The sequence below is a fragment of the Jannaschia sp. L-14R genome (assembly GCF_056857695.1).
Genome location: NZ_JBSXNP010000009.1, coordinates 675800 through 699303, shown reverse-complemented (window position 1 = coordinate 699303; position 23504 = coordinate 675800). Strand labels below are relative to the sequence as shown.

Sequence of the window (23504 nt, the reverse complement as noted above, 5' to 3'; positions counted from 1 at the left end):
CGGTCTCATGCGGTAGCCGTCATGTTGCGGACCGGCGGCGCAGACGCGGATCGGCAAGAGTGTATGCGATCTCGACCGCGAATGTGACGGCGATGACGGCGAAGACCAGCAGCATTGTCACCGATTGCACGACGATGAGATCGCGTTGTGTGATGCCCTGGAAGATCAGCCGCCCGAGACCGGGCAGGAAGAACACATTCTCGATGATAATCGCGCCTGCCAGCAGGAAGCTGAATTGCAGGCCGAGGATCGTCAGCACCGGAATCGCGGCGTTGCGCAGGGCATGGCGGATAACAGTGGCCCGCCGCGACAGGCCCTTGGCGCGGGCGGTACGGATATAGTCCTGATCCAGCGTGTCAATCAGTGCGCCGCGCAATACGCGGGCCAGGATCGACGCTTGCGGCAGGGCCAGCGCGATGGCGGGCAGGGTCAGCGCTTTGATCGCCTGCACAGGTGTCGACCAGCCTGGAAAGCCACCTGCCGAGAACCATCCCAGGTAGACCGCGAAAAAAGCCACCAACAGCATGGCGAACCAGAAGTTCGGAACCGCGATGCCCAGTTGGGTGAACCCCATGATGCCCCAGTCGGAGACCCGGTTCCGGCGTGCGGCGGCCAGCACGCCCGCAGGAATTGCGATAATCAGGGTCAAGATCAAGGCATAGGCCGCCAGCGGTCCCGACACGACGATCCGATCTGCCACAAGTCCGGCGACCGGGACGCGATATGTATAGGACGTGCCGAAATCGCCGGTCACCATGCCGCCGACCCAAGCGACGTAGCGCTGGATCAGCCCGCCTTCCAACCCCAGTTCCGTGCGCAGGGCTGCAACCGTATCCGGCTGGGCATTCAGACCCAGCATGAAGGCCGCGGGGTCACCCGGCACGGCCTGCAGCATGACGAAGATCACCACGCTCGCCACCAGAAGCGAGAGGGTCATGGACAGCAGCCGGAGCAGGATCATGTGCATCATCGCCGCGACGCTAGACGTGCGGGCAGGCGCTGGAAAGAGCGTCATGGTGGTTAGGCAGTGTCATAATCCAGCGGAAGGCCGAAGCCTTGACCGCGTCGACTCCGATTTGCTCGGCGGCCATGCCATATCGTCGCACCCCGTCCAGATCAGAGAGGCGCCGCAATTTGGGTGCCCGTCAACCGAGATCGGCCATCGCGCATTTGCACGATAATTGTGCGTCGGTCAGTCCTGCGCCCGAAGCACGCCGGCCGGCCGCGCCGCCAAGGGCCGCCAGGCAAACGCCAGCCCCGCCAGCAGCGTGGCCAAGGACCCGCCCAGCACGATAGCCAGGGCCGAGCGCCATTCGAAGGCAAATGGCGCTTCCATCACGAAAGTCAGGATGCCCCAGCCGGCCAGCGCACCGCCGATAATCGCGACGGTCCCCGCCGCTGCCCCCAGCAAAGCGGACCGGATGGCGAAACTGGTCAGGATCGTCGCGCGGGTCGCGCCCAGCGTTTTGAGGACCGAGGCCTCGAAGGTGCGGCTGCGCTCGCCCGCCGCCGCCGCACCGATCAGGACGACGAATCCGGTCAGCAGGGTCGCCCCCGCGCCCCAGCTTGTCGCCGCGGCCAGCGCACCCAGGACTTCGGTCACCAGGGCGATGGCGTCACGCACGCGGATGGCCGTGATATTGGGCGCGTCGCCCGCCACGTCGCGCAGGATCGCCGCCTCGGCGCTTTCCTCGGCATAGACGGTCGACAGCCAGGTATGCGGCGCGCCCTGCAAGGCAGCCGTATTGAAGATAATGACAAAGCCAATCCCGCCCGAGGAGAAATCGACCTCGCGGAAGTTGGTGACAGTGCCGGTAATGTCGCGGCCCAGCACGTTCATGACGATCTCGTCACCCAGCTTGATGCCCAACTCCTGCGCTTCTTCGCGGGCGAAGCTGATCTGCGGAGGACCGGTGTAACCCTCGGGCCAGAACTCTCCCTCGACAACGCGGGTGCCCTCACCGGGGGTGTCCGCAAAACTGATACGACGGTCGCCACGCGTGACCCAATGGTCGATTTCGGACGCAGGTTTCCCGGCGATCGACCGCACAACGCCGCCCAGCATCGGCGCGGTATCGACGCGGCTGACGGCAGGATCGTTCTCGACCCGATCCAGAAAGACGGGCAGTTGGTCCGGCTGGATGTCCACGAAGAAATAACTCGGCGCGATTTCCGGCAGGTCGCGGTCGATGGCGGCGCGCATATTGGCGTCGATCTGACCGACTGCGGCCAGAACCGTCAGGCCAAGGCCCAGCGAGAGAACGACTGCCGTCGCCTCGCCCCCCGGTCCGCCGACGGAGCCGAGTGCGAGGCGCAGCGCCGGATGCCCGCGCACCGCGCGCGTTCCGGCCAGGGCCCGCGACAGCCGCCGAACCCCCCAGGCCGCGCCGATCAGCAGGGCCAATGCGACGATAATTCCGCCCGCGGAATAAAGCGCCAGCGTCGGAATGCCCGACAGGATGGCCGACGACGCGATCAACACCACTACGGCCAGCGTCAAAGCGGCGATATACCGTTTGCGCGGCCAGATGCGGACCGCGCCGGACACATCGCGGAACAGCGACGCGGCGCGCACCTGTTCGGTTCGGGCCAGCGGCCAGAGCGTGAAGACCAGAGCCGTCAGCGCACCATAGAGAGCCGCTTCCAGCAACGGACCAAGATGCACGCCCAGGGCCACCGGGACCGGCAGCTGCGCCTTGATCAGCGGGCCGATGGCCAGGGGAATCGCGGCGCCAAGTGCCAGACCGATGGCGATGCCGAGCACGGCCAGTACGCCGATCTGCATCATGTAGGCCGCAAAGATCACGCGCCCTTCGGCACCCAGCGTCTTGAGCGTTGCGATCACGCCGGTCTTGCGCTCCAGGTAGCTGCGGACAGCCGCCGATACACCGACGCCGCCGACGGCCAGCCCGGCCAGCCCGACCAGCACCAGAAAGCTGCCGATGCGGTCGACGAAGCGTTCCACCTGCGGCGCGGCATTGCGCCTGTCGCGCCAGCGCGCGCCTGCATCGGCGAAAGCGGTTCCAACCTGAACTTCGGTCGTATCCAGCACCTCGTCCGACACGTCGCCCATGTCGATGCGATATTGCGCTTCGAACAGGCTGCCTTCGGAGACCAGACCGGACCCGTCTAATGCCGCCAGCGACACGAGGGTGCGCGGCCCGAGGCCAAAGCCCGCACCGCCAGCATCCGGTTCGCGGGTCAGCGCGGCGCGCAGGGTGAAACGCTTGGTGCCAAGGTAAAGCGCGTCGCCGATAGCCATGCCCAACCGATCCATCAGCACCGGATGGGCCACAATGCCGTTGTCGGCCAACGCATCGGACAAAGGTATGTCGGGGGACAACTCAACCCGACCGACCAGCGGATACAGGTCATCCACCGCCTTGACCTGCGTCAGTGCGCGGTCGGCATCGGGCCCGTCGCCCGTCGCGGCCATCGATCGGAAATCGAGGATTTCGGACACCGATCCCAGACCCTCCAGAACGGCACGTTCTTCGTCGCTGGCGCGGCGATAGTGGAACTGCAACTCTGCATCGCCACCCAGGATGACGCTGCCTTCGCGCGCCAGCCCGTCGGTAATTGACACCCGGACAGACCCGACGGCGGCAATGGCCGCGACGCCAAGCGCCAGGCAGGCCAGAAAGACGCGAAACCCCGATAGCCCGCCGCGCAATTCCCGCCGTGCAATAGTCGCGGCCTGTCGCAGCCAGTTCATTCTGCGGCCTTTGCGTTCACGGTTTCTGTATCAAGACGTCCATCGACCAGCCGGATCGTGCGGTCGCACCGCGCTGCCAGTTCCGTCGAATGCGTCACCAGAACCAGCGTGGCACCATACCGGTCGCGCAGGCCGAACAGCAGATCCATGATCGCCTCTCCCGTCGCCTGATCCAGATTGCCCGTCGGTTCGTCTGCCAACAGAATATCGGGACGTGGTGCGGCGGCACGGGCCAGTGCGACGCGCTGTTGCTCGCCACCCGACAATTGCGCGGGATAGTGATCGGTGCGATGGCCTAGGCCCACGGCCTGCAATTCGGCCTGCGCACGGTCGAACGCATCCACCACCCCGGCCAGTTCCAGCGGCGTGGCGACGTTTTCCAGCGCCGTCATCGTCGGGATCAGGTGGAAGGATTGGAAAACCACCCCCATATGTGACCGGCGAAAGCGGGCCAGCTGGTCTTCGTCCATCGCGGTCAGGTCATTGCCAAGTGCCATGACCTCGCCGCCGGTGGCCTTTTCCAGCCCGCCCATCAGCATCAGGAGAGACGATTTGCCCGACCCCGACGGACCCACCAGCCCCAGCGTGTCACCGCGTGCGACCTCAAGCGAGATGCTGTGCAGGATATCCACCATACCGGCGTTACCTTGCAGCGACAGCGAGACGTCGCGCAGTGACAGGACCATGGGGAAACTCCTTCGGTTGGGTGCCTTGGCATATGGGGTATTCACCCGGATGAACAAGTCGGTTCAGTTTTCATTCGCTGCCTTGATTTTAGGCACATCCGCGATGGCCCAGCCGGTTCAGGTGGTGGCTCTGGGCGACAGTCTGACCGCTGGATACGGCCTTCCGGACGGTCAGGGTTTCGTGCCGCAACTACAAGCGTGGCTGGATGACGCGGGCGCGGATGTCGAAATCGTGAACGCAGGCGTATCGGGCGATACCACGGCGGGCGGCCTGGCGCGGCTGGACTGGTCACTGTCGGACGAGACGGACGCGATGATCGTGGCGCTGGGCGGCAACGATCTGTTGCGCGGATTGCCGGTCGCGTCTTCTCGCAAAAATCTTGACGCCATCCTGAGCCGAATTGCCGGTGACGCCAATCTGCCAGTACTGCTGATCGGATTGGAGGCACCGGGAAATTACGGCCCGGATTATCAATCTGATTTCAATGCGATGTATCCTGACCTGGCCAGGAAATACGGCGTTTTGCTGGAGCGGAGCTTCCTGTCGCCCCTCGTTGCCGAAGTCGATCTTGCGACGGCGCGGAAACGGTATCTGCAGGCCGACGGGATTCATCCGAATCGTGAAGGCGTGGGCCTGATCGTTGCGGCATTCGGACCGCGCGTCGTGGAACTTGCGGCGCAGGCGACAGCGCAGAATTGAAAACGCCCCCGTCAGTAATTTCTGACGGGGGCGGTTCAATCCAGACCGGGCGACCTGGGAGGAGAGACACGCCCGGTCTCTGGATTATTCGTCTTCCGCGTTGGCGCGTTGGATATCGGCGAAGATACCGGCACCGTATGACGGCTGGTTCGAAATCACGGTCACGCCGTTCTGGCCGCGAACGTTATCCTGACCGTCATAGTCGGCGTTGAACTTACCATAGACCACATCGAGGTTGCCCGAACGGGTCGAGACAAACGTGGAGTTGTCGACATTGCGCAGGGTGCGGCGATTGTCCTGGCTGTCGTAATCCTGATTGAAATGCGCGACGGCGGCGGCTGAGCCGGAAGCAACTTCTGCGGTCGCCGGAACAGCAAGCGCAGCGACGGCGATCAGGGCGGAGGCGAAAACGGTTTTCATGACGAATGTCCTATTCATGGTGCGGACCCTGTGAATTGCGGCGGGCCCTGGTGGTGATGAAGGGCGATATTGCCCTGCTGGTGAGGGTAAAATGCGGGGTGCCATGCTCATTTTCAATGAACAGAAGCGTGATAATTTGCTGGTAATGGTGCATATGTGCACAATCATATTGTCTTTGCGCACCGGGTTCACGAAACGGGGTTTCTGGCTCTCCGGTCTGTGAGAATTTCCGGATTTTGGTAACGATCTGACAGGGCGGGAGGTGCCACCTGCGGTGATTGCCTTGCTCCGCGTCGCCACCTCGGCCAAACAACTGGCAAAGAGGGAGGCCGCGACATGACCCACATTCTTGCCATCGACCAAGGCACAACATCGAGTCGGGCCATACTTTTCGATGCACAGATGAAAATTACCGCGACCGCTCAACAGGAATTCCCACAACATTTCCCAGACAGCGGATGGGTCGAGCACGACGTCTCCGATCTATGGCGAACGGTGGTCGAGACCTGTCGCGATGTCGTGGCCAAAGCCGATATCGATGCGGACAGCATCGCGGCCATCGGGATCACCAACCAACGCGAGACGACCGTTGTCTGGGATCGCGATACCGGCGAGGCGGTCTATCGCGCCATCGTCTGGCAGGATCGCCGCACTGCCGCCTTTTGCCGTGACATGAAAGACCACGAGCCGATGGTGACGGCGCGCACCGGCCTGCTGATGGACCCGTACTTCTCGGGTACGAAGTTGCGTTGGATCCTGGAGAATGTGGAGGGCGCACGCGCGAAGGCCGCGGCAGGCAAACTGCTGTTCGGTACCGTCGACAGTTATCTGATCTGGAAGCTGACCGAGGGCCGTGCGCATGTTACCGACGCGACCAACGCGGCGCGCACCATGCTCTACAATATCCACGAAGGTCGCTGGGACGCCGAAATCTGCAAACTTCTGGATATTCCCATGGACATGCTGCCCGAGGTCAAGGATTGCGCCGCCGACTTCGGCACAACCGATCTGCTGGGTCCCACGATCCCGGTTCTGGGTGTCGCGGGCGATCAGCAGGCGGCGACTGTCGGGCAGGCCTGTTTCGACAAGGGAATGCTGAAATCAACTTATGGCACGGGCTGTTTTGCCCTTCTGAACACGGGTCAAACTGCGGTGACCTCGACCAACCGCCTGCTGGGAACGATTGCCTATCAACTGGATGGCAAGCCGAATTATGCCCTGGAAGGTTCGATCTTCGTGGCGGGCGCGGTCGTACAATGGCTGCGCGACGGATTGGGCATCATCGGGCAGGCATCAGACACACAACCGCTTGCCGACAAGGCCGATCCGCAACAGCGGTTGTATCTTGTGCCTGCCTTCACCGGTCTTGGCGCCCCGCATTGGGACCCGGACGCCCGCGGCGCGATCTTCGGCCTGACGCGCGGGTCCGGTCCTGCGGAATTCGCCCGTGCCGCGCTCGAGTCCGTGGGGTATCAGACCCGCGATCTGCTGGAGGCGATGAAAGCGGATTACGCCACCGTCGGCGGCGACCTGGGTGATACCGTATTGCGGGTCGATGGCGGGATGAGCGCGTCGGACTGGTCGATGCAATTCCTGTCCGACATCCTGGGCGCGCCGGTCGACCGTCCGAAAGTATTGGAAACGACTGCGCTGGGGGCTGCATGGCTGGCTGGGATGCGCGCGGGCGTCTATCCGGATCAGGCTGGCTTCGCCGAGACCTGGGCGCTGGACGAACGGTTCGAGGCGAAGATGGACGAAGCCGACCGCGCCGAAAAATATGCGGGCTGGCAGGATGCCGTCGCCCGCACCTTGACGCGTTAGCCTGTCACCAGCCGACCCTTCAGATCGGCGAGCGACCGCGCTCCGATCTGCGTCATGTTCGCCACCATGTCTGCCGTCAGGATATGGTGCAGATGGTCGATGCCACGGGGCCCGAAAGCGGCGAGCGCAAAATACCAGGCCTTGCCCAGAAACACGAAATCTGCGCCCAAGGCGATCGCGCGGAGGATATCCAGTCCGTTTTCAACACCTGAACAATAATAAACCGGCACCCGTCCTGCGACCCGCTCAACCACCGGAGGCAAGGCATCCAGTGCGGCGGGGCCACCTTCGAACTGGCGGCCCGAGTGGTTCGACACCCAGATCGCGTCGACCCCCATGTCGATCAGGCGCGCCGCATCCTCCGGGTCCTGCACACCCTTGACGACCAGCGGCCCATTCCATTCGGCGCGGATTGCCTCGATATACGACCAGTCGGGGAAGGCGCGGATGAGTCGGCCCGCGTGGGTGAAACTGTCGGCCCCCTTTTCGCCTTTGGTGTAACTGCCGGGGAAGACCATTTCAGGCTTGCCCTTGCGCGCCATTCCCAAGGCCCATGCAGGGCATGCCATGATTGATGCGACGATCCGGGGCGTCATTACCGGCGGCATCGATACATGAGCACGGCGTTGGCGTTCGCGACGGCTTTCGCCCGGAACGTCGACGGTGACGGTCAACACGCGCCAGCCGGACGCCTTGATGCGGGCCAGCATGTCGCGGCGAATTTCGGGGTCGTTGACGGGGTAGTGCTGGAACCATCCGAGGTCGCCTATGATGGGGCCTGTGTCTTCGGGGGAAGCTGCGGCGACGGTGCTCTGGCCGTAAGGGATGCGGAGGCGGCAGGCGGCTTCGGCCATGTGGCGTTCGGCGTCGGGCCAAAGGACTCCGGCCAACCCGACGGGCGCGATGCCGAAGGGGGCGGAGTGGCTATGACCCAGCGTGGTGCACTGCAGGTCCGGAGCAATTTCGCCTTGCAGGATGGCAGGCCGGAATTTCACCTTATCAAAGGCTTGTCGGTTCTGGCGCAGGCCCATTTCACGGCCTGTGCCGCTGTCGAGGTACTCGAAGGCGAAATGCGGCATGCGGCGTCTGGCGCGGGTTCGCAGGTCGGAGAGGGCGGGGTGGGTGACGTCTAGATCCATGCCTGTGTTCCTGCCACGGAGCGGGCGGCGATGCCAGTGGGCGGATGCGAAATGGGCTGTCGAAACGGTGGGTGATCCGCGGGTGATCCACGTCGGACGTTCCGGGGGACGTTCAGCGCACCTTGAGGGTGATCTTGCCGATATGATCGCCGGCTTCCATCCTTGCGTGGGCCTTGGCGGCGTCCGCCAGATCGAAGGTCTGGTCCATCACCGGCGCGACGCTTCCGGCATCCAGCAGGGGCCAGACCTTGTCGCGCAGACTGTCGGCGATGCGGGCCTTGGCCAGGCTGGATTGCGGGCGCAGGGTGGAGCCGGTGACGGTCAGGCGGCGGACCATGATCTGGGCGAAGTTTACCTCGGCCCTGGGGCCGGTCAGGAAGGCGATCTGCACCAGCCGTCCGTCATCGGCCAGCGCCCTGATGTTGCGGTTGATGTAATCGCCGCCGACCATGTCGAGGATCAGGTTCGCGCCGCCCGCCTCGCGCAGGACATCGACGAAATCGACGTCCTTGTAGTTGATGGCCTCGGCCCCGAGGTCGGCGCAGACGGCGACCTTTTCATCGCTTCCGGCGGTGGAGAAGACCCGCGCGCCGAAGCTGCGGGCCAGCTGGATCGCGGTCGTGCCGATGCCCGACGTGCCGCCGTGGACGAGGAAGCGCTCGCCGCCGTGCAGGCCGCCCCGGTCGAAGACATTGGTCCAGACGGTGAAATAGGTCTCGGGCAGGGCGGCGGCCTGCGCCATGCTCATCCCCTCGGGGATGCGCAGCGCGTGGTCTGCGGGGGTGGTGACATATTCGGCGTATCCGCCTCCGGGCAACAGGGCGCAGACCTTGTCGCCCGCGTGCCAGCGGCTGACGTTCGGACCGGTGGCAACGACGGTGCCGGAACATTCCAGACCGGGCAGGTCGCTGGCACCTTTCGGCGGGTCATAGGCCCCGGCGCGTTGCAGGGCATCGGGCCGATTCACGCCCGCATGATCGACGGCGATCAGGATGTCGCCGGGACCGGGGGTCGGCACCGGGCGGGTGGTGAGTTGGAGGACGTCGGGGCCACCGGGAGCGGTGATCTCGACGGCGCGCATGGTGGTGGGGAGGGTCATCGGCGTGGCTCCTGCTCGGGTTGCGGCAGGGGTAGCAGGATGGGGTGGGGGTTGGGTAGGGGGATATATGGCAGCTATGCGGGACGGAGCGGGCGTTGGCCTTTCGTTCATCAACGTCTGCTTCAATGTGTGCGGTGTTTTATGTGTCTAACTCCGGAGCGATTAGTCTACACGTCTCTACCGAGATTTGGAAAATACCGATTAAGTACACCAAGAATTAGGCCTGCCGAAGCTATGAAGGCTAGAAATATCTTCTGAAGTACATCCCAATATTCACTGCGTGAAATTCGCCACTCGGCTGCTACGGCGGCGGCCTCTTCTTTTGACAAAACGCCGCAGTCCAGCCCAGAGTTGCGCGCACAGAGTTGTCTGACAGCCAAAAGTCGTCTCACACGATCAATTCCGACTTCTGTCATCTCATTTTCCAGTCGATAAGCACTTGTCACTTTCTCTGGATCATCAAAACAAACTCCACACGTGGTTTGCGCGGCCACCAACCCCGGTAACGAGACAACTGTGGCTAGGGCAAGAAAAGGCAGGCACTTCATCGGCAAAACTCAATCAGGGCAATTCTGGGAACGAAAGCTGTAAACCTGAGCAGACTCAAGCACTTTTTTTAATGTAGCTCCAACAGCAGTCATTAGCGCCGTCCGCAGCATCCAACGCCATGGACTCGAAGCCGACCTTCAAGCATTCACGTCACCCGTCGCCCCCCACCGATCCACGAACACCACGTCCTCCAGCGGCAGGCGGTTTGCCCAGCCTTTCGCCTGCAACTCCGGTTCGTCGTATAACTCCGCGACATAGCCGAGGCAGAGGTAGGCGACCGGAACGATGTGGTCGGGCAGGGCGAAGATCGTGCGCAGGTCGGTGTCGCGGACGATGCTGACCCAGCCGACACCGATGCCCTCGGCGCGGGCGGCGAGCCAGAGGTTCTGGACGGCGCAGACGGTCGAGTACAGGTCCATGTCGGGGGCGTGGGTGCGGCCCAGTCCGACCTTGCCGCCGCGGGTGCGGTCGCAGGTGATCAGCAGGTTGAGAGGGGCCTGTTCGATGCCGGCCAGTTTGAGGGAGGAATAGAGGGCGCGCCGGTTTTCGGGGAACAGCGCGGCGGCCTCGGTATTGGCGCGGGTGAAGGCGGCGGCGACTTGCGATTTGATCGCCGGGTCGCGGACGAGGAGGAAGTTCCACGGCTGCATCAGGCCGACCGAGGGGGCGTGGTGGGCGGCGCGGAGCAGTCGGTTCAGGGTGTCGGGGTCGATGGGGTCGGGCAGAAACTGGCTGCGGACATCGCGGCGGGTTTCGATGGCGCGATAGACGGCGTCGCGTTCGGCCTGCGAAAAGGGTCCGGCGGGGCTTGTGGGGTTTGATGTGTCCGACATGGTGCAGGGTTAGGGGGTCTGCCGCAAAGGGGCAATGTGTGTCGGGCGGAGGCGTCAGGACGGGTCGCGCCACATGCCCGGCATGTCGCCGCGCGGGGGACGGGCCGGGGCCTTGATGCGGTCGAGAATCAGGTTCGGCCCGGCCATCAGGCGCGAGAGCAGGGGCGATTTGCGGACCTGTCCCTTGGCTTTTTCGATTTGCATCACGTCGTCGATGCGGCGGTCCAGGAACCCCCATGTCTCGCGGTAGCCGTCGGATTGGTCGCCCAGCCAATAGAGGACGGTGGCGGAATAGACGCCCGAGAGGGTCGCGCGTTTGGTGTACCAGTTCACGTCGGTGCTCTTGTCGCCCAGAACGTCCCAGATGGCGTCCGCCGTGCCCCAGACCGCGCGCAATCCGTCGGCGGAGTGGATCGGCAGGGCGAACAGGGTCATGCCGCGGCGCACGGCCTCGCGGTGTTGTTCGGCGATTTCGAGACGGGTGCGGACGGCGTGGGCCACGCGGTCGCGGAACCGCATTTCGGTCAGGTCCTGAGCGCGGAGTCTGGCGATCATCTGGTCGTCGCCGCGTCGGTGGAAGGCCATGGCGAGGTCGACGGAGCCGCGCGGGAAGGCGGCGCGGCCCTGTGCGGGCGTGACTTTGGCATCGCGGATGGCATTGCGGAACGTGGCCGCCGACCAGCCGTCGAAGGCGACGTGGGGCAGGGCGGCGTCGATCAGGCGGTCCTTGAGGTTGGGCATGGCGGCCTCCGGTTGGGTTTGCTGCGACTCACTGGACAAGATAGGGGCCCGCGCCTATATGGCCACTTCCTGCACGGATTTATCCGACCCACTCAAACCTAGAAAGGTGGTGAAAACCACATGCAGGTCAGCGTTCGCGATAACAACGTCGATCAGGCGCTTCGTGCCCTGAAGAAGAAGTTGCAGCGTGAGGGTGTCTTTCGTGAAATGAAGCTCAAGCAACATTTCGAGAAGCCCTCCGAGAAGAAAGCACGCCAGAAGGCCGAGGCCATTCGTCGTGCCCGTAAGCTCGCTCGCAAGAAGCTCCAGCGCGAAGGGATGATGTAAGTCACCCTGATTGCCAGAGTTTGAGAATTGACCCCCGGAGGCCGTTCAGGTGTCCGGGGGTTTTTCATTTCCCCCGTCCGGCAGGCGCAGCGCGACGGCGACCGACAGCCCGGCCAACGCGGCCCCGGCCCAGGCCGCGACGGCGAATCCAGCCAGCAGATCGCCCGACAGCACCAGACCCAGAAGCGCGGTGGCGACCAGACCGCCGATACGGCTGACGGCGTTGTTCACGCCCGAGGCCGTGCCGGACCGCGCGGCACCCGCAGACGACAGCACTGCCGATGTCAGGGGCGCGACGGCCAGCGCCATGCCGACCGACAAAGACAGCAATCCGGGCAGGATGTCCGGCAGATATGTCGCATCCGCAGGCAATTGCGCGAGCAGTAGAAAGCCCACTGTCACCAAGGCCGCGCCGCCTGCCAGCAGATTGCGGGTGCCGAAGCGGTCGACCAGCGCGCCGCCTGAAAACCGCGACATCGCCCCGATAATCAGCGGCATCGGCAGGATCGCCAGCCCGGCGGCGGACGCAGCGTAGCCCAGACCGGAGATCAGCGTGTAGGGCAGCAGAAACATCAGGCCGCCCAGTGCGGCATAGAGAAAGAACGTGAACAACGTCAGACCGGAGAACCCTGCATCGCGAAACAGGACCACGGGGATCATGGCGGCATCGCCCTTGCGTCCCTCGACCACCACGAATCCGGTCAGCAGCGCCGCGCCCAGGATCAGGGCCGGGATCGTCGTGCCGCTGGTGCCTGTGTCTGGCAGAGCGATCAGTCCCCAGACAGCGGCCAGCAATCCGCCCGAAACAAGTGTCGCGCCCAGCCAGTCGAGTGGCGCGCGTGCATTCACATCAGCGACGCTTTCGCGAATGCTGCGTCTGGCGATGACGTAGGCCAATGCTGCAAACGGCAGGACGGCAATGAAGGCCCAGCGCCAGCCCGCGATGTCCACGATCCATCCGCCGGCAACCGGCGCCACTGCACCCGCTGCCGCCCCGGCACCGGCCCATGTGCCGACCGCGCGCCCACGGTCGGAGCCGGAAAACGCCTCGGCCAGAATTGCCAGCGACGTTGGGGCAATCATCGCCGCGCCCAGACCCTCCAATACGCGGGCAAACAGCAGGATCGGGAAAGACCATGCAACCGCTGCCAGCAAACAGGACGCGGCGAAGACTACCAAACCTGCCTGAAACACACGCTTGCGCCCGAAATGATCGCCCAGCGCACCGCCCATCAGCACCAATGCGCCCAGTGGCAAAAGGTAGGCGTTGACGATCCACTGCGCCCCCGATGGCCCGGTCCCGAAATCGGCCTGCATCTGCGGCAGCGCGACGTTCACTATGGAGCCCAGAACGAAGGCCAGACTGGAGGCGACGGTGGCCGCGATCAGGGTGCCACGCGCGCCCTGCGGGGCAGCAGCGATCACGGGAACGGGAGTGCAGGGATGGGGAAGGGCGTTGGTCATCGGGTCGAAGACTGGCAGATTTCGTGTGATCTGTCAGGACCCGGGCTTTCGCACCAATGCAATTCGGCCCCGCATTACGGGGCCGAACCTGTCCTTGCAATCAGTCAGGGTAAACCGTCATCCCTCGAGGATGATCCCGTCGTCGGTGATCGCGCGCACGCCCTTTTTCTCAGGCGAATACGGATCGATTGTATCGTCGGTTACGACCCGTTCCGTCACCCCCGGAATGGTGGCGAAATCGCGCATGATCCGGTCGGGAAACCAGCGCCGTTTGATCTGGGTGAAGCCCAGTTCCTGCAATACGCCCGTCACCGCCTGTCCGCATGTGGCCTTGTTGGAGGGGCCGACGGCCTGAACCAGCTGCAACGCGCGTTCCGCCATTTCTGGCGGTATCACGATCTCTTGCAGGACCATCCGATAGGTCGGTCGGGCGTGATAATCGATATAGAAATCCAGCATCGTCGGCGTGATGCCGAACAGCACGTCACCCCGTTCGGGAGCGTTCGGGTGACGCCAGGTTCCGGCGGGATCGAAGATCACCCGCTGACTGCCGGAAATCAGCAGGGCGGAATGACCGCCTGCCCCGCTGCGATTGTTGATGGCCGTCATCAGCGTCAGCGTGGTCGGGCCGGACGCTTTGTAGGCGCGGTTGTTCACTTCTGTCATCGGAGCGTAGACGTTATCAGCGCCGCAAGCGGACAGGATCGGAAACAGCAGGAGCAGTGCAAAAATACGTATCATAGCGATTACGTCCGGAAGATCGCGAGGAAGACAAGCAGGGCGATAATCGCGATCACGGTCCATTTTACCGTGGTCATGAAGCCTGCGAAGGTTTTTTCCTGTTCGGTAATGTCCATGCTTCCGGGTTTATGTTCCTCGGTCATGCGTTTTTCCTTGTCCCAAGATTGTTCTGTTGCGCAGTCGTTTAGCCGATGTGGTAGCCCCTGTCACGATGTCGCGGGTGCGTCAGCTTGCGCGGCATCCCCTATTTCATCTGTCTGTTCTTCCGCTTCTTCCAACGCGCGCGCCAGTTGAAAACCGATCCTTTCGGGCGTGGGCTGATCGACAGGACGGGGCATGGCGCGCAACATCACATTCAGTTGACTGATGTGCTGAATCGCCTGCATCATTTCTCCTGCCTCGTTCACACCCGAAAATGTCACCAGATCGGGGGCATGAAACCCTACACCCTGTATCCGCAGAATACCGGACGGGCCGCCCGCGAAGCCCATGGCCATGACCTCCGCGTCGTTCAGGGCCTCCTCGAAAGCCTTCATATACAGTATGATACGCTGGTAGGCCCATTCTGCCGGGCTTTTGCCCGGACTGTTCTTCAAGTTGGCGGGCACCGGCACAGCATGGTTAATGCCATCGGCTCGCAACTCGGCGCAGCGCTGCAAGGCGTCAGATTCCATGGCTTCGGCCGTGGTCTTGGGGTCAGTCATATACACACCTTGGCCAATGGGCCAAGGCGGCGCAACTCATCCGTCATCAGGCAGCCTGCCAGAGCCAGACCCCGTCGTCGCGGGTGGTGCGAGTGGCGCGACCCGTCAGGTAGAGGTGTTGCAAATGGGCGATCGTCTCGAAAAAGGCGAGGCCATAGATATCGCCTTCGACCTTGCGCTTGAACAGGGGAGCGAAGCATTCGCCTCCTACGCGCGGTGTTGCCAGATGCGCATGCAGACGGTTCAGCGCGGCAATATGGTTCTGCCGGAGCGAAGCCATCCGGGTCGGCAGGCCGCGATACGGCGTCTTGTGACCCGGCAGGACAAGGTGGCCGTCGCGCGCCAACGGGGTCAGGCGGTCGCAGGCCGTCAGCCAGTCGCCGATCGGATCGGCGTTGTTCTCGGACGGATAAAGGCCGAGGTTCGGCGAGATGCCGGGCAGAAGCTGATCGCCGCCCAGCACGAGGTCGCCGCCGATTTCATAGAGCACGGCGTGTTCCGCCGCATGGCCGTCGCCACGCGCCACATGCCAGCGCCGGCCGCCGAAGGACAGCGTGTCGCCGTCTGCGATCCGTGTATAGCCGACGGGCAGGGGCGCGACGATGTCGGCGAAATTGAAGGGGCGTTCCGTTGCACGCCTGGCCAGAACATCGGTGTCCATCCCCCATTTGCGGCAGAAGTCCAGCGTTTCGGGCGTCGGCAGGGGTTGATCGTCCAGTGTCAGCATCCGCGCCATCAACCATGCCGTGCGCGTCATCAGAAGCTCAGCACCCTGCGATTGCAGAAATCCGGCCAGTCCGACATGGTCGGGATGGTGGTGCGTGACCAGCAGGCGGGTGATCGGATCGCCGCCCAGCGGCCCGTCGCGCAGGGTTTGCAGGATGGCACGGGTGCGTCGGGTGTCGAAGCCGGTGTCGACCATCGCCCAGCCATCGGGTTCGCGCAGGAAGAAGACGTTGACGTGATCCAGCGCCATCGGCAGCGGCAGCCGTGCCCAGAGGACGCCATCGGCGACTTCAATCACTTCGCCTTCCGAAGGGGGCGTGTCCCACGGGAAGTTCAGTCCGGCATAGCCGTCGGGCAGGGTCAGATCATTCATGGTATCGCTCTAGGCTGCGATCACCTCGTTGGACACCGCATAAAGCTCTCCGGCACCGGTGCGGGCCTTGGCCATTTCGGCCAGCGCTTCGGGCAGCATGCGACCGGCAGCGAACCGGGCCAGCGGCGCACGGGCGTCGTCGGATTCGGCAGCCTTCAGGTGATAATGGACCCCCAGAACACGGGCGAAGGCGTTCAGATAGGATACCGATCCGGCGAAGCGGTCCTGCATGTCCTGCCCGACCATCCATTCGGTCAGCTTGCGCAGGTCGGAGACAGCGTCGCGCAGGGCATCGTTCTTCGTCGTCTCGATCCGGTCCAGAACAGCAAACGCGGCGGCCCCCCCGTCCATCAGCTTGCGACCGACCAGATCCATCGCCTGAATGCCGTTGGTGCCTTCGTAGATCGCGGTAACGCGTACATCGCGCAGGTATTGCGCGGCACCGGTTTCCTCGATGAAGCCCATTCCGCCATGCACCTGAATGCCGTCGCCCGCGACCTTGATGCCGGTATCGGTGCCGAAGGATTTGGCGATGGGCGTCAGGAATGCGCCACGGACTTGCCAGTCGGCATCGCCGGTCGCCTTGGCCATATCCAGCGCAACGGCGCAATCCAGCGCCAGCGCGCGCGCCGCAAACGTATCGGCCTTCATCGAAAGAACCATGCGGCGCACGTCGGCGTGTTGCAGGATCGTGCAGCCATTATCCTCTGGGCCGTCAGGCGTGCGGCCCTGGCGGCGTTCCAGCGCATAACCGACGGCGTGCTGCATGGCTGCCTCGGCGATCGACAGACCCTGGACGCCGACACCCAGGCGGGCATTGTTCATCATCGTGAACATCGCGGCCATGCCCTTGTGCGGCTCGCCCACCAGCCAGCCGGTTGCGCCGTCGTATTGCATCACGGCAGTCGGGCTGCCGTGCAGGCCAAGCTTATGCTCCAGCGAGACGACATTCAGCGTGTTGGCCACGCCCGGATTGCCGTCAGCATCGGGGATGCGCTTGGGCACCATGAACAGGCTGATGCCCTTGGTTCCCTCGGCCCCATCGGGCAGCCGCGCCAGAACGAGGTGGCAGATGTTACCGGAAAAATCGTTGTCTCCCCAGCTGATGTAGATTTTCTGGCCCGTCACCGCATAGGTGCCATCGCCGTTGGGTTCCGCCCTGGAGCGCAGCGCGCCGACATCCGACCCGGCCTGCGGTTCGGTCAGGTTCATCGTGCCGCACCATTCGCCGGAGATCAGCTTGGGAATATACAGGGCCTGAATTTCGGGCGAGGCATGGGCCTCCAGAGCCTCGATCTGGCCCTGGGTCATCAACGGGTTCAGTTGCAACGACAGGCAGGCCGATCCCATCATCTCGTTCACCGCCATGGTCAGCGCGATGGGCAGGCCCATGCCGCCGTAGTCCGGGTCGGCGGACATGCCCAGCCAACCGCCTTCGGCAATCGCGGCGAAGCCTTCGGCAAAACCGGGCGACGTGCGGACGACGCCGTTTTCCAGATGCGCGGGATGCAGGTCGCCCGCACGGTTCAGGGGGGCCAGGACCTCTTCGCACATACGGCCCGCTTCGGTCAGGATCGCGTCGACGGTTTCGGGCGTCGCCTCGGCAAACCTGTCTGTGGCGGCGACGCGGTCGAAACCGACTACCTTGTCGAGGACGAACTTCAACTCGGAGACAGGGGCGCGATAGGGCATTCAGAAACCTCCCACTCGGGAAAAAAGGGCAGTATAGGGCACTGACTTAGCTGCAACCTAGGGTGCGCCCGCGCATGGCATCAACCAAAACACAACGTCACACTCAAAAGCAGGGTCGCCTGACACCGGATCAGGTGCCTTTGGCGGCACAGATCCTGCGGGACGGGGGGCTTTTGGCCTTTCCGACCGAGACGGTCTATGGACTGGGTGCCGACGCCACCAACGGGCAGGCGGTCGCGCGTATCTTTGCGGCCAAGGGGCGGCCCGTGTTCAACCCGCTGATCGTGCATGTGGTCGATCTGGCGGCAGCGGAACGTCTGGCGGTATTCGACGATCTTGCCCGCGATCTGGCGGCGCGGTTCTGGCCCGGTCCGCTGTCGCTGGTTCTGCCGCTGCGCGAAGGCCATGGTCTGTCGCCATTAGTGACCGCCGGGCTGGAGAGCGTGGCGATCCGTGTGCCGTCCGCACCGCTTGCGCGTCGTTTGCTGGTGGCGGTCGGACGTCCGGTGGCCGCGCCCTCGGCCAATCCGTCCGGGCGTGTGTCACCGACGCGGGCGGAGCATGTGCGGGACGGTCTTGGCGATCTGATCGACGGCGTTCTGGATGGCGGGGCCTGCGCGGTCGGTTTGGAGTCGACGATCCTGAGGACTGCGCCATTGGCCTTGTTGCGCGAGGGTGGGCTGTCCGCCGAAGCCATCGAGGCGGCGGTGGGGCAGCCGCTGTCGCGCGATACCACGCCGGGCAAGGTGCAGGCGCCGGGGCAGTTGTCGTCGCACTATGCCCCGGCGCGGCCCGTTCATCTGGACGTGACGAAGCCGACGCCGGACGCCGTGCTGATCGGGTTCGGGGCCGTCGCGGGCGACCTGACCCTGTCGGCGGAGGGCGATGTTGTCGAGGCGGCGGCAAACCTGTTCGATATGCTGCACCGGGCCGATAGGCTGGCGCGTGCGCAAGAGGCGTTGTGGATCGACATTGCCCCGGTGCCGGAGGCGGGGCTGGGCCGCGCGATCAACGACCGGCTGCGCCGCGCCGCATCGCCACGGTAATTTCAGGCGCGGCCCATCTGGGCCGACAACCCTTCGGGCGCGATGCCAAGGCCGCGCAGGGCGGCGGGCCATTTCAGGTTGTCGTCACACCGGAAGATCGTCCAGTCCAGGGCCGGGGCCGTCAGCCAGGCCCCCTCGTTCAGTTCCTGTTCCAGCTGGCCGGGTGCCCAGGCGGCATGACCCCGCGCCAGAAGCCAATTTTCCGGGCCGCGCCCGTTGGCCACCGCATGCAGGGCATCATCCGACGCGGTCACACCCAGACCGACAGGCGTCCGCACCGTATTTTCGACGGCGTAGTAGTCATCGGAATGAAGCAGCAGGCATCGCGCCCGATCCAGCGGTCCGCCGATGTGCAGGGGGCGCGGATCGGTTGACACATCCGCAACGCCACTGTCCCGCAGGTGACGAAGGGCCGAACCCGTCCGAAGCGCACGGTTCACGATCAGCCCCATCGCCCCGTCCGGGGAATGTGCGAACAGAAAGACCACGGATCGACGGAACCCGGCTTCGGTGAGGGCGGGAGAGGCAACCAGCAAGGTGCCGGTCAGGCATCCGGGCAGATTTTGGATCAGCATGCGGGGACGGATACGACCATTCGCGATTTCAATCAACGATGCTGAGTATCGAATTGATTATATCCCGCGCATCCCGGAGATCCGCACTGGCAAAGCCGTGATTTCCCCCCGGCGTCGCTTCGGGCATAGATGGGCGCATGGCCAGAATTTACCCGCATTTAGCTTTTGCCTTTCTGACGGCTGCCTTGCTGGCGTTCGGAGCGGGTATCCCCCGGCCCGCCACCGCGCAGATCACCGATGTATCGCAGGTCATGGAGCTCGAAGTTCTGCCCGGCTGGCGGCGCGCCGACGGTGTGCATGTCGCGGGACTTTTGATCACGCTGAAACCGGGATGGAAGACGTATTGGCGCGCCGCCGGTGCGGCGGGTATCTCGCCTCAGATGAACTGGCGCGGGTCGGATAACATGCATTCGGTCACGCCGATGTGGCCTACGCCGCAGGTGTTCCGTCAGGGTGGCAGTCTTTCGATCGGCTTTGACCGTGACTTCATCCTGCCGTTGCTGATCGCGCCCCGTGATGCCGGGCCGATCCGGCTGAATGGCGTTCTGGACGTCGGGGTCTGCGCGGACATCTGCCTGCCCGCCCGACTGTCGGTCGCCGCCGTGCTGGAGCCGTCGTCCAGCGTCGACAGAAGAATCGAGGCGGCGCTGGCCGACCGGCCCCGCCGCCTTCGCGCCGCCGCGCGGTGTCAGTTGCGGCCCATCGAGGACGGAATGTCCGTGACCGGCCAGATCGACGTGCCGCATCAGGGCACCTCCGAGACAGTCGTATTCGAGGTGCCTGACCCGACGATCTGGGTCACGGATGCGGATACCGTACGACAGGGCGACCGGATCACGGGGGTCGCGGACATGCTGGTCATGGGCGAGGGCGAATTGTCGGTCGACCGCAGCGACATCCTGATCACCGTCATCGGTGACCGGGGCGCGGTCGAGGTGATGGGCTGCACAGGCTGAGGCATGGCAACCGGCAGGAATGTCACCGGCACGGGCGGCGAATTTCCGCAAATCGGCCGGGCCCGACTTGAAGCGGGGCCGCGACCGCTCCATCTAATGTATGAGAAGGGAGACTACGATGGCTGTGAAACAAGGTAGCTTCGGAAAACTGATCGATGCGGTGACTGACCGTCTTTCGGACCTTCTCGACGGGCTCGTCCCTCAACCGGAGGCTGTTCCGATTCCGGTTCGCACCGATAAGCGCCGCCCGCGCTAGGTCAGGCAGGCGACGACCTTACCAATCAGCTCAACCGGTCCTACGCGACATTTATACTGTCTCGCGCCAGGTGAAGTTCAGGATGCGGCCCGGCGCAGCATGGGTCCGGCGACCGGAACCTTCTTGGGCTTGACCGTCAGACGGGCCAGCATGTCCGCCAGTTCCGGCTCATCCACCAGCTTGACGGCTTCGGACAGCGGAAACCATTTGCGGGTGCGCTCGCCCTTTTCCTTCCAGTCGGTTTTCAGATTATCGACGATCATCGGGTAGACGCGCACGCGGCATGGCAGCGCTGTCCCGTCATCCAGGATCTTGTCGTATCCGTAGGTGCCGAATACCTCGCGCGCTATGTGCCCTTCGGCCCCGGCCTCCTCCAGGGCCTCGATCGCGGCGGCGGCCCAGGGTTTGACGTCCTTCATTGTCCATCCCTTCGGCACGATCCATCGACCCGTATCACGGGACGTGATCATCAGGACTTCAACCGTTTCATCGTCTTTCCATCGCAGCGGGAGGGCCGCTATCTGCTCTCTGGGCTTCTTCACCGATTGGCTCCTTGGGCGCAACGCGCCGGTTCCGATCATGCCATACAGGTGATTCGCATGCAAATGCCGGATTTCAGCAGCCGTCAAAAGGCGCTTTTCAGGTCCCGCAGATCGGCAAGATTAAGCCAGGGTGCGAGGCCGGGGATCGGCGTGCGCTGATACCCTCCGGCAAGATGGGCATAGGCGACACCTGCCGCAAGGGCCGTCTGCCAATCGGTCACCGAGTCGCCGACACAAACCGTGTTGCCGGGATCGGTATCCAGATCGGAAATGACCCGAAGCAGCGGTGCAGGGTCCGGCTTGCAACCGACATCGGAGGCCAGCCATAATTTGTCGAGGCGGATGCCGTAGGGCGTGTCTGAAACCTCGATGATCCGGGCGCAGGGCACCCCGAAGGCGAAGGTAAATGTCATGCCGCGTCCGACCCCCGGCGCGGGCGTTGCCCCGTCCCAGGACGTCATCTCGGCGACCGCTTCGACGACCCTGCGCGACAGCTCGTGATGGATCAGGCGGAGGTGTTCGGCGATCGGGTCCACCCCGGCCTCCAGGATCGGTTCGTCCATGAAGGTTCGATGAAAAAGCCGTTGTGCGATGCGCCGACCGACCGCCAGGATGAAATACTGACACCTGCCGGGACGCGGTAGCCCGTTACCCGCCGATCCGGGAGCACAGAGGGCGCGTCCCAGGCGGCAGCGACGATGGCAACGTCGTGTCCTATGGCGGGAAGGCCCGTGCGTCAGATCTGGCTCTCGGCCACGGAATGGGCGGCGTCACGGCCATCCTGCCGATCATCGACGGACAGCACGCCGCCGCCCATCGCCGGGATGGTCACGACGGTCGCATGGATCATCCGGTCCTGCACCAGATCGCCGCCATACCGGAAGGTGCCGGTGGAGTTCGCCACCATGTCCGTCCGCAGGAACGGTTTGCCCGGCCAGCGCCAGCCGGACGGATTTCGGGGCGCGGCCCAGACCAAGCCGGTCGGCGGCAGCCTGTTTCAGCGTTTCGCGGGCCGAGGCACCGGCGGCCCGCAGCCTGTCGTGGGAATCCGGCACTGTCGTCGACCCGCGGGGAATGTTCAGGCCCAGGAACTTGGTGGCGACGGCCCCGGCCACCCGTCCGCTACGCGCCGCAAATCCTTTGTCCCATGCGGCCAGCGGAATGCTTTCGGCCGCGACTCTGGAGTTGTAGTAGGCCCCCGACACCGGCCCGAAACCGGTGCGAACGGTCTGGGGTCGACGTCCAGTTCCTCGGCCAGAAGATGGGTCTGGATCGAGACCGCGCCCTGCCCGACGTCGGCGCGCGGTGTGATCAGCGTGATGCCCGTCGCGTCGATCAGCACGAAGGGATTCAGAGACGATGCACCGGGGGGCAGGTCTGCCAGAATCGGGTTTTCGACCGGCTTGCGATAGGCATGGACCCCGAAGGCCACGCCCCCGGAATGGCGCGACCCATCTATGTGCCCTCGCCCTGGAGGACGCGGCGAATGGCGGCGCGGATACGGGAATAGGTGGCGCAGCGGCAGAGATTGTCGGACATGGCCGCGTCGATCTCGTCATCCGTTGGGGCCGGTTCAGAGCCAGTAGGGCCGCGGCCTGCATGATCTGGCCGGACTGGCAGTAGCCGCATTGCGCGACCTGCGTGGCCTGGTCTCCGGTTCAAGCCGGAATAGTGCTTACGGCAGGTCGCGACGGTGAACCAGCCGGTTCAGATCGGCCATGGGACTGATCCTGAGTCAGTAGATCGGGATCATCGGCCAGAGGGGTTCTTCCTTGAAATATGACATCAACTCTCCCAGCGGGATCAGGCTGAGGAACACAAGCGCGTCGGAAAGATTTCGGCGCAGGACATGAACATCGAATGTCACCTGTTTCGGCGTTGAAAACCCGCGCCCGCGCGGAAGGATGCGCGGAACCTTGGCGGCATAGGCGTCATAGGCAAGGCCAAACCTGTCGCGCAGAAACCGTTCCTCCTTGGCGGCAATGTCCGACAGGATAATCAGCACCGCACCGGTCAATACCGTCATCAGGACAAGGCTGCCCAGCATCATGCCGAAGCCTGCCGCAGCTATCGTCGAAAACAGATAGAGCGGGTGCCGGCAAATCGAATACGGCCCGTCCTGAAAGATCGAGGCGTTCTTGTGCCCACCGATATACAGGATCGACCAGAACCGGCCCAGCACCCCTGCAATGATCAGCAAGATGCCGGTGGATTCGATAAGCTCCATTGCCAATTCAGGCAGGACATCGGCCGAACGTGTGAACAGGATCGCCGGAAGGCACAGCGCCATCGAAATCCGAAGCGTTGCAATGCGGCGTTTTTGGTTGGCGGGCTGGCTGTAAGTTTCGGTCACTGTAGGGTCCATTCACAGGATAGATGCCCGTCTGCTACGCCTGTGC

The 23504-nt window shown here is 64.0% G+C and carries 26 protein-coding genes and 1 pseudogene; 6 read left to right on the top strand and 21 right to left on the bottom strand.

The window, feature by feature from the left end; genetic code table 11:
* Positions 1-19 precede the first annotated feature (19 nt).
* From AC13C2_RS07890 to AC13C2_RS07880, 3 genes are all read right to left on the bottom strand, one after another.
* Positions 20-970, bottom strand: coding sequence for an ABC transporter permease (locus AC13C2_RS07890; RefSeq protein WP_092765036.1), 951 nt, complete (start codon positions 968-970; stop codon positions 20-22).
* A 222-nt stretch (positions 971-1192) separates the two neighbouring features.
* Entirely contained in the window at positions 1193-3715 is a 2523-nt protein-coding gene (locus AC13C2_RS07885) for an ABC transporter permease (RefSeq protein ID WP_482886445.1), read from the bottom strand.
* On the bottom strand, positions 3712-4401 hold the full coding sequence (locus tag AC13C2_RS07880) for an ABC transporter ATP-binding protein (RefSeq protein WP_482886444.1): 690 nt from the start codon (positions 4399-4401) through the stop codon (positions 3712-3714). Before AC13C2_RS07880 ends, AC13C2_RS07885 begins: the two co-directional genes overlap by 4 nt.
* Here AC13C2_RS07880 and AC13C2_RS07875 point away from each other — a divergent pair.
* The gene (locus AC13C2_RS07875) at positions 4400-5101 is read left to right on the top strand and encodes an arylesterase (protein WP_482886443.1); all 702 of its coding nucleotides are present in this window, start codon (positions 4400-4402) and stop codon (positions 5099-5101) included. The genes AC13C2_RS07880 and AC13C2_RS07875 overlap by 2 nt on opposite strands.
* Positions 5102-5185: 84 nt before the next feature.
* On the opposite strand, the gene AC13C2_RS07870 is transcribed toward AC13C2_RS07875, so the two are convergent.
* Positions 5186-5521: a hypothetical protein gene (locus AC13C2_RS07870; protein WP_092764870.1), complete on the bottom strand. Its 336-nt coding sequence runs from the start codon at positions 5519-5521 to the stop codon at positions 5186-5188.
* Positions 5522-5857: 336 nt separating this feature from the next.
* On the opposite strand from AC13C2_RS07870, the gene glpK reads away from it, so the two are divergent.
* On the top strand, positions 5858-7342 hold the full coding sequence (glpK, locus tag AC13C2_RS07865; RefSeq protein WP_482886442.1) for a glycerol kinase GlpK: 1485 nt from the start codon (positions 5858-5860) through the stop codon (positions 7340-7342).
* Here glpK and AC13C2_RS07860 read toward each other — a convergent pair.
* The 4 genes from AC13C2_RS07860 to AC13C2_RS07845 form a co-directional block, all read right to left on the bottom strand.
* The gene (locus AC13C2_RS07860; protein ID WP_482886441.1) at positions 7339-8481 is read right to left on the bottom strand and encodes an alpha-hydroxy acid oxidase; all 1143 of its coding nucleotides are present in this window, start codon (positions 8479-8481) and stop codon (positions 7339-7341) included. The genes glpK and AC13C2_RS07860 overlap by 4 nt on opposite strands.
* A 112-nt stretch (positions 8482-8593) precedes the next feature.
* Complete coding sequence (locus tag AC13C2_RS07855) at positions 8594-9580, bottom strand: NAD(P)H-quinone oxidoreductase (protein ID WP_482886440.1); 987 nt, start codon at positions 9578-9580, stop codon at positions 8594-8596.
* A gap of 686 nt (positions 9581-10266) precedes the next feature.
* The gene (gene bluB, locus AC13C2_RS07850) at positions 10267-10962 is read right to left on the bottom strand and encodes a 5,6-dimethylbenzimidazole synthase (RefSeq protein WP_482886439.1); all 696 of its coding nucleotides are present in this window, start codon (positions 10960-10962) and stop codon (positions 10267-10269) included.
* Positions 10963-11016: 54 nt separating this feature from the next.
* The gene (locus tag AC13C2_RS07845) at positions 11017-11703 is read right to left on the bottom strand and encodes a COQ9 family protein (RefSeq protein WP_482886438.1); all 687 of its coding nucleotides are present in this window, start codon (positions 11701-11703) and stop codon (positions 11017-11019) included.
* 120 nt (positions 11704-11823) lie between these two features.
* Between AC13C2_RS07845 and rpsU the strand changes: the two genes are divergently transcribed.
* On the top strand, positions 11824-12030 hold the full coding sequence (gene rpsU, locus AC13C2_RS07840) for a 30S ribosomal protein S21 (RefSeq protein WP_092764853.1): 207 nt from the start codon (positions 11824-11826) through the stop codon (positions 12028-12030).
* Positions 12031-12075: 45 nt separating this feature from the next.
* Here the strand turns inward: rpsU and AC13C2_RS07835 are convergent, their stop codons facing one another.
* From AC13C2_RS07835 to AC13C2_RS07810, 6 genes are all read right to left on the bottom strand, one after another.
* Entirely contained in the window at positions 12076-13494 is a 1419-nt protein-coding gene (locus AC13C2_RS07835; protein ID WP_482886437.1) for an MFS transporter, read from the bottom strand.
* A gap of 117 nt (positions 13495-13611) precedes the next feature.
* Positions 13612-14235 carry a hypothetical protein gene (locus tag AC13C2_RS07830; protein ID WP_175495927.1) on the bottom strand — a complete coding sequence of 208 codons (624 nt, stop codon included), beginning with the start codon at positions 14233-14235 and terminating at the stop codon, positions 13612-13614.
* Positions 14236-14240: 5 nt separating this feature from the next.
* Positions 14241-14378, bottom strand: coding sequence for an aa3-type cytochrome c oxidase subunit IV (locus AC13C2_RS07825; RefSeq protein ID WP_092764849.1), 138 nt, complete (start codon positions 14376-14378; stop codon positions 14241-14243).
* 63 nt (positions 14379-14441) lie between these two features.
* Positions 14442-14939: a hypothetical protein gene (locus tag AC13C2_RS07820; protein WP_482886436.1), complete on the bottom strand. Its 498-nt coding sequence runs from the start codon at positions 14937-14939 to the stop codon at positions 14442-14444.
* 46 nt (positions 14940-14985) lie between these two features.
* The gene (locus AC13C2_RS07815; protein WP_482886435.1) at positions 14986-16038 is read right to left on the bottom strand and encodes an MBL fold metallo-hydrolase; all 1053 of its coding nucleotides are present in this window, start codon (positions 16036-16038) and stop codon (positions 14986-14988) included.
* A gap of 9 nt (positions 16039-16047) precedes the next feature.
* Positions 16048-17730: an acyl-CoA dehydrogenase gene (locus AC13C2_RS07810; protein WP_482886434.1), complete on the bottom strand. Its 1683-nt coding sequence runs from the start codon at positions 17728-17730 to the stop codon at positions 16048-16050.
* Between the two features lie 74 nt (positions 17731-17804).
* Between AC13C2_RS07810 and AC13C2_RS07805 the strand changes: the two genes are divergently transcribed.
* On the top strand, positions 17805-18776 hold the full coding sequence (locus AC13C2_RS07805) for an L-threonylcarbamoyladenylate synthase (protein ID WP_339647038.1): 972 nt from the start codon (positions 17805-17807) through the stop codon (positions 18774-18776).
* Positions 18777-18778: 2 nt separating this feature from the next.
* Here the strand turns inward: AC13C2_RS07805 and AC13C2_RS07800 are convergent, their stop codons facing one another.
* Complete coding sequence (locus AC13C2_RS07800; RefSeq protein WP_339647035.1) at positions 18779-19351, bottom strand: YqgE/AlgH family protein; 573 nt, start codon at positions 19349-19351, stop codon at positions 18779-18781.
* 137 nt (positions 19352-19488) lie between these two features.
* On the opposite strand from AC13C2_RS07800, the gene AC13C2_RS07795 reads away from it, so the two are divergent.
* Positions 19489-20307: a protein-disulfide reductase DsbD domain-containing protein gene (locus AC13C2_RS07795; RefSeq protein ID WP_482886433.1), complete on the top strand. Its 819-nt coding sequence runs from the start codon at positions 19489-19491 to the stop codon at positions 20305-20307.
* Between the two features lie 118 nt (positions 20308-20425).
* A complete protein-coding gene (locus AC13C2_RS07790) occupies positions 20426-20563 on the top strand; it encodes a hypothetical protein (RefSeq protein ID WP_175495925.1) in 138 nt (45 codons plus the stop codon).
* A gap of 77 nt (positions 20564-20640) precedes the next feature.
* Here AC13C2_RS07790 and AC13C2_RS07785 read toward each other — a convergent pair whose 3' ends face one another.
* The 6 genes and pseudogenes from AC13C2_RS07785 to AC13C2_RS07760 all read right to left on the bottom strand — a co-directional run bounded on the left by AC13C2_RS07785 (position 20641) and on the right by AC13C2_RS07760 (position 23470).
* Entirely contained in the window at positions 20641-21105 is a 465-nt protein-coding gene (locus AC13C2_RS07785) for an NUDIX hydrolase (protein ID WP_245737657.1), read from the bottom strand.
* Positions 21106-21188: 83 nt separating this feature from the next.
* Entirely contained in the window at positions 21189-21668 is a 480-nt protein-coding gene (locus AC13C2_RS07780; RefSeq protein ID WP_482886432.1) for an HAD hydrolase-like protein, read from the bottom strand.
* Positions 21669-21841: 173 nt separating this feature from the next.
* Positions 21842-22081, bottom strand: a complete 240-nt coding sequence (locus tag AC13C2_RS07775) for a hypothetical protein (protein ID WP_482886431.1) — start codon at positions 22079-22081, stop codon at positions 21842-21844.
* A gap of 102 nt (positions 22082-22183) precedes the next feature.
* The gene (locus AC13C2_RS07770) at positions 22184-22537 is read right to left on the bottom strand and encodes a hypothetical protein (RefSeq protein WP_092764833.1); all 354 of its coding nucleotides are present in this window, start codon (positions 22535-22537) and stop codon (positions 22184-22186) included.
* A gap of 23 nt (positions 22538-22560) precedes the next feature.
* Positions 22561-22751 (bottom strand): annotated as a pseudogene (locus AC13C2_RS07765) (2Fe-2S iron-sulfur cluster-binding protein); the annotation flags it as partial.
* 89 nt (positions 22752-22840) lie between these two features.
* Complete coding sequence (locus AC13C2_RS07760) at positions 22841-23470, bottom strand: methyltransferase family protein (RefSeq protein ID WP_482886430.1); 630 nt, start codon at positions 23468-23470, stop codon at positions 22841-22843.
* Positions 23471-23504: the final 34 nt, after the last annotated feature.

Bases quoted from the DNA above. Each gene is read 5' to 3' on its own strand.
- AC13C2_RS07820 (WP_482886436.1), bottom strand. From the start codon at position 14,939: ATGACTGACCCCAAGACCACGGCCGAAGCCATGGAATCTGACGCCTTG.
- AC13C2_RS07880 (WP_482886444.1), bottom strand. From the start codon at position 4,401: ATGGTCCTGTCACTGCGCGACGTCTCGCTGTCGCTGCAAGGTAACGCC.
- AC13C2_RS07795 (WP_482886433.1), top strand. From the start codon at position 19,489: ATGGCCAGAATTTACCCGCATTTAGCTTTTGCCTTTCTGACGGCTGCC.
- AC13C2_RS07780 (WP_482886432.1), bottom strand. From the start codon at position 21,668: ATGGACGAACCGATCCTGGAGGCCGGGGTGGACCCGATCGCCGAACAC.
- rpsU (WP_092764853.1), top strand. From the start codon at position 11,824: ATGCAGGTCAGCGTTCGCGATAACAACGTCGATCAGGCGCTTCGTGCC.
- AC13C2_RS07845 (WP_482886438.1), bottom strand. From the start codon at position 11,703: ATGCCCAACCTCAAGGACCGCCTGATCGACGCCGCCCTGCCCCACGTC.
- AC13C2_RS07790 (WP_175495925.1), top strand. From the start codon at position 20,426: ATGGCTGTGAAACAAGGTAGCTTCGGAAAACTGATCGATGCGGTGACT.
- AC13C2_RS07870 (WP_092764870.1), bottom strand. From the start codon at position 5,521: ATGAAAACCGTTTTCGCCTCCGCCCTGATCGCCGTCGCTGCGCTTGCT.
- AC13C2_RS07760 (WP_482886430.1), bottom strand. From the start codon at position 23,470: ATGGACCCTACAGTGACCGAAACTTACAGCCAGCCCGCCAACCAAAAA.
- AC13C2_RS07830 (WP_175495927.1), bottom strand. From the start codon at position 14,235: ATGATACGTATTTTTGCACTGCTCCTGCTGTTTCCGATCCTGTCCGCT.
- AC13C2_RS07810 (WP_482886434.1), bottom strand. From the start codon at position 17,730: ATGCCCTATCGCGCCCCTGTCTCCGAGTTGAAGTTCGTCCTCGACAAG.
- bluB (WP_482886439.1), bottom strand. From the start codon at position 10,962: ATGTCGGACACATCAAACCCCACAAGCCCCGCCGGACCCTTTTCGCAG.
- AC13C2_RS07805 (WP_339647038.1), top strand. From the start codon at position 17,805: ATGGCATCAACCAAAACACAACGTCACACTCAAAAGCAGGGTCGCCTG.
- AC13C2_RS07855 (WP_482886440.1), bottom strand. From the start codon at position 9,580: ATGACCCTCCCCACCACCATGCGCGCCGTCGAGATCACCGCTCCCGGT.
- glpK (WP_482886442.1), top strand. From the start codon at position 5,858: ATGACCCACATTCTTGCCATCGACCAAGGCACAACATCGAGTCGGGCC.
- AC13C2_RS07890 (WP_092765036.1), bottom strand. From the start codon at position 970: ATGATGCACATGATCCTGCTCCGGCTGCTGTCCATGACCCTCTCGCTT.
- AC13C2_RS07835 (WP_482886437.1), bottom strand. From the start codon at position 13,494: ATGACCAACGCCCTTCCCCATCCCTGCACTCCCGTTCCCGTGATCGCT.
- AC13C2_RS07825 (WP_092764849.1), bottom strand. From the start codon at position 14,378: ATGACCGAGGAACATAAACCCGGAAGCATGGACATTACCGAACAGGAA.
- AC13C2_RS07800 (WP_339647035.1), bottom strand. From the start codon at position 19,351: ATGCTGATCCAAAATCTGCCCGGATGCCTGACCGGCACCTTGCTGGTT.
- AC13C2_RS07815 (WP_482886435.1), bottom strand. From the start codon at position 16,038: ATGAATGATCTGACCCTGCCCGACGGCTATGCCGGACTGAACTTCCCG.
- AC13C2_RS07875 (WP_482886443.1), top strand. From the start codon at position 4,400: ATGGGGAAACTCCTTCGGTTGGGTGCCTTGGCATATGGGGTATTCACC.
- AC13C2_RS07860 (WP_482886441.1), bottom strand. From the start codon at position 8,481: ATGGATCTAGACGTCACCCACCCCGCCCTCTCCGACCTGCGAACCCGC.
- AC13C2_RS07885 (WP_482886445.1), bottom strand. From the start codon at position 3,715: ATGAACTGGCTGCGACAGGCCGCGACTATTGCACGGCGGGAATTGCGC.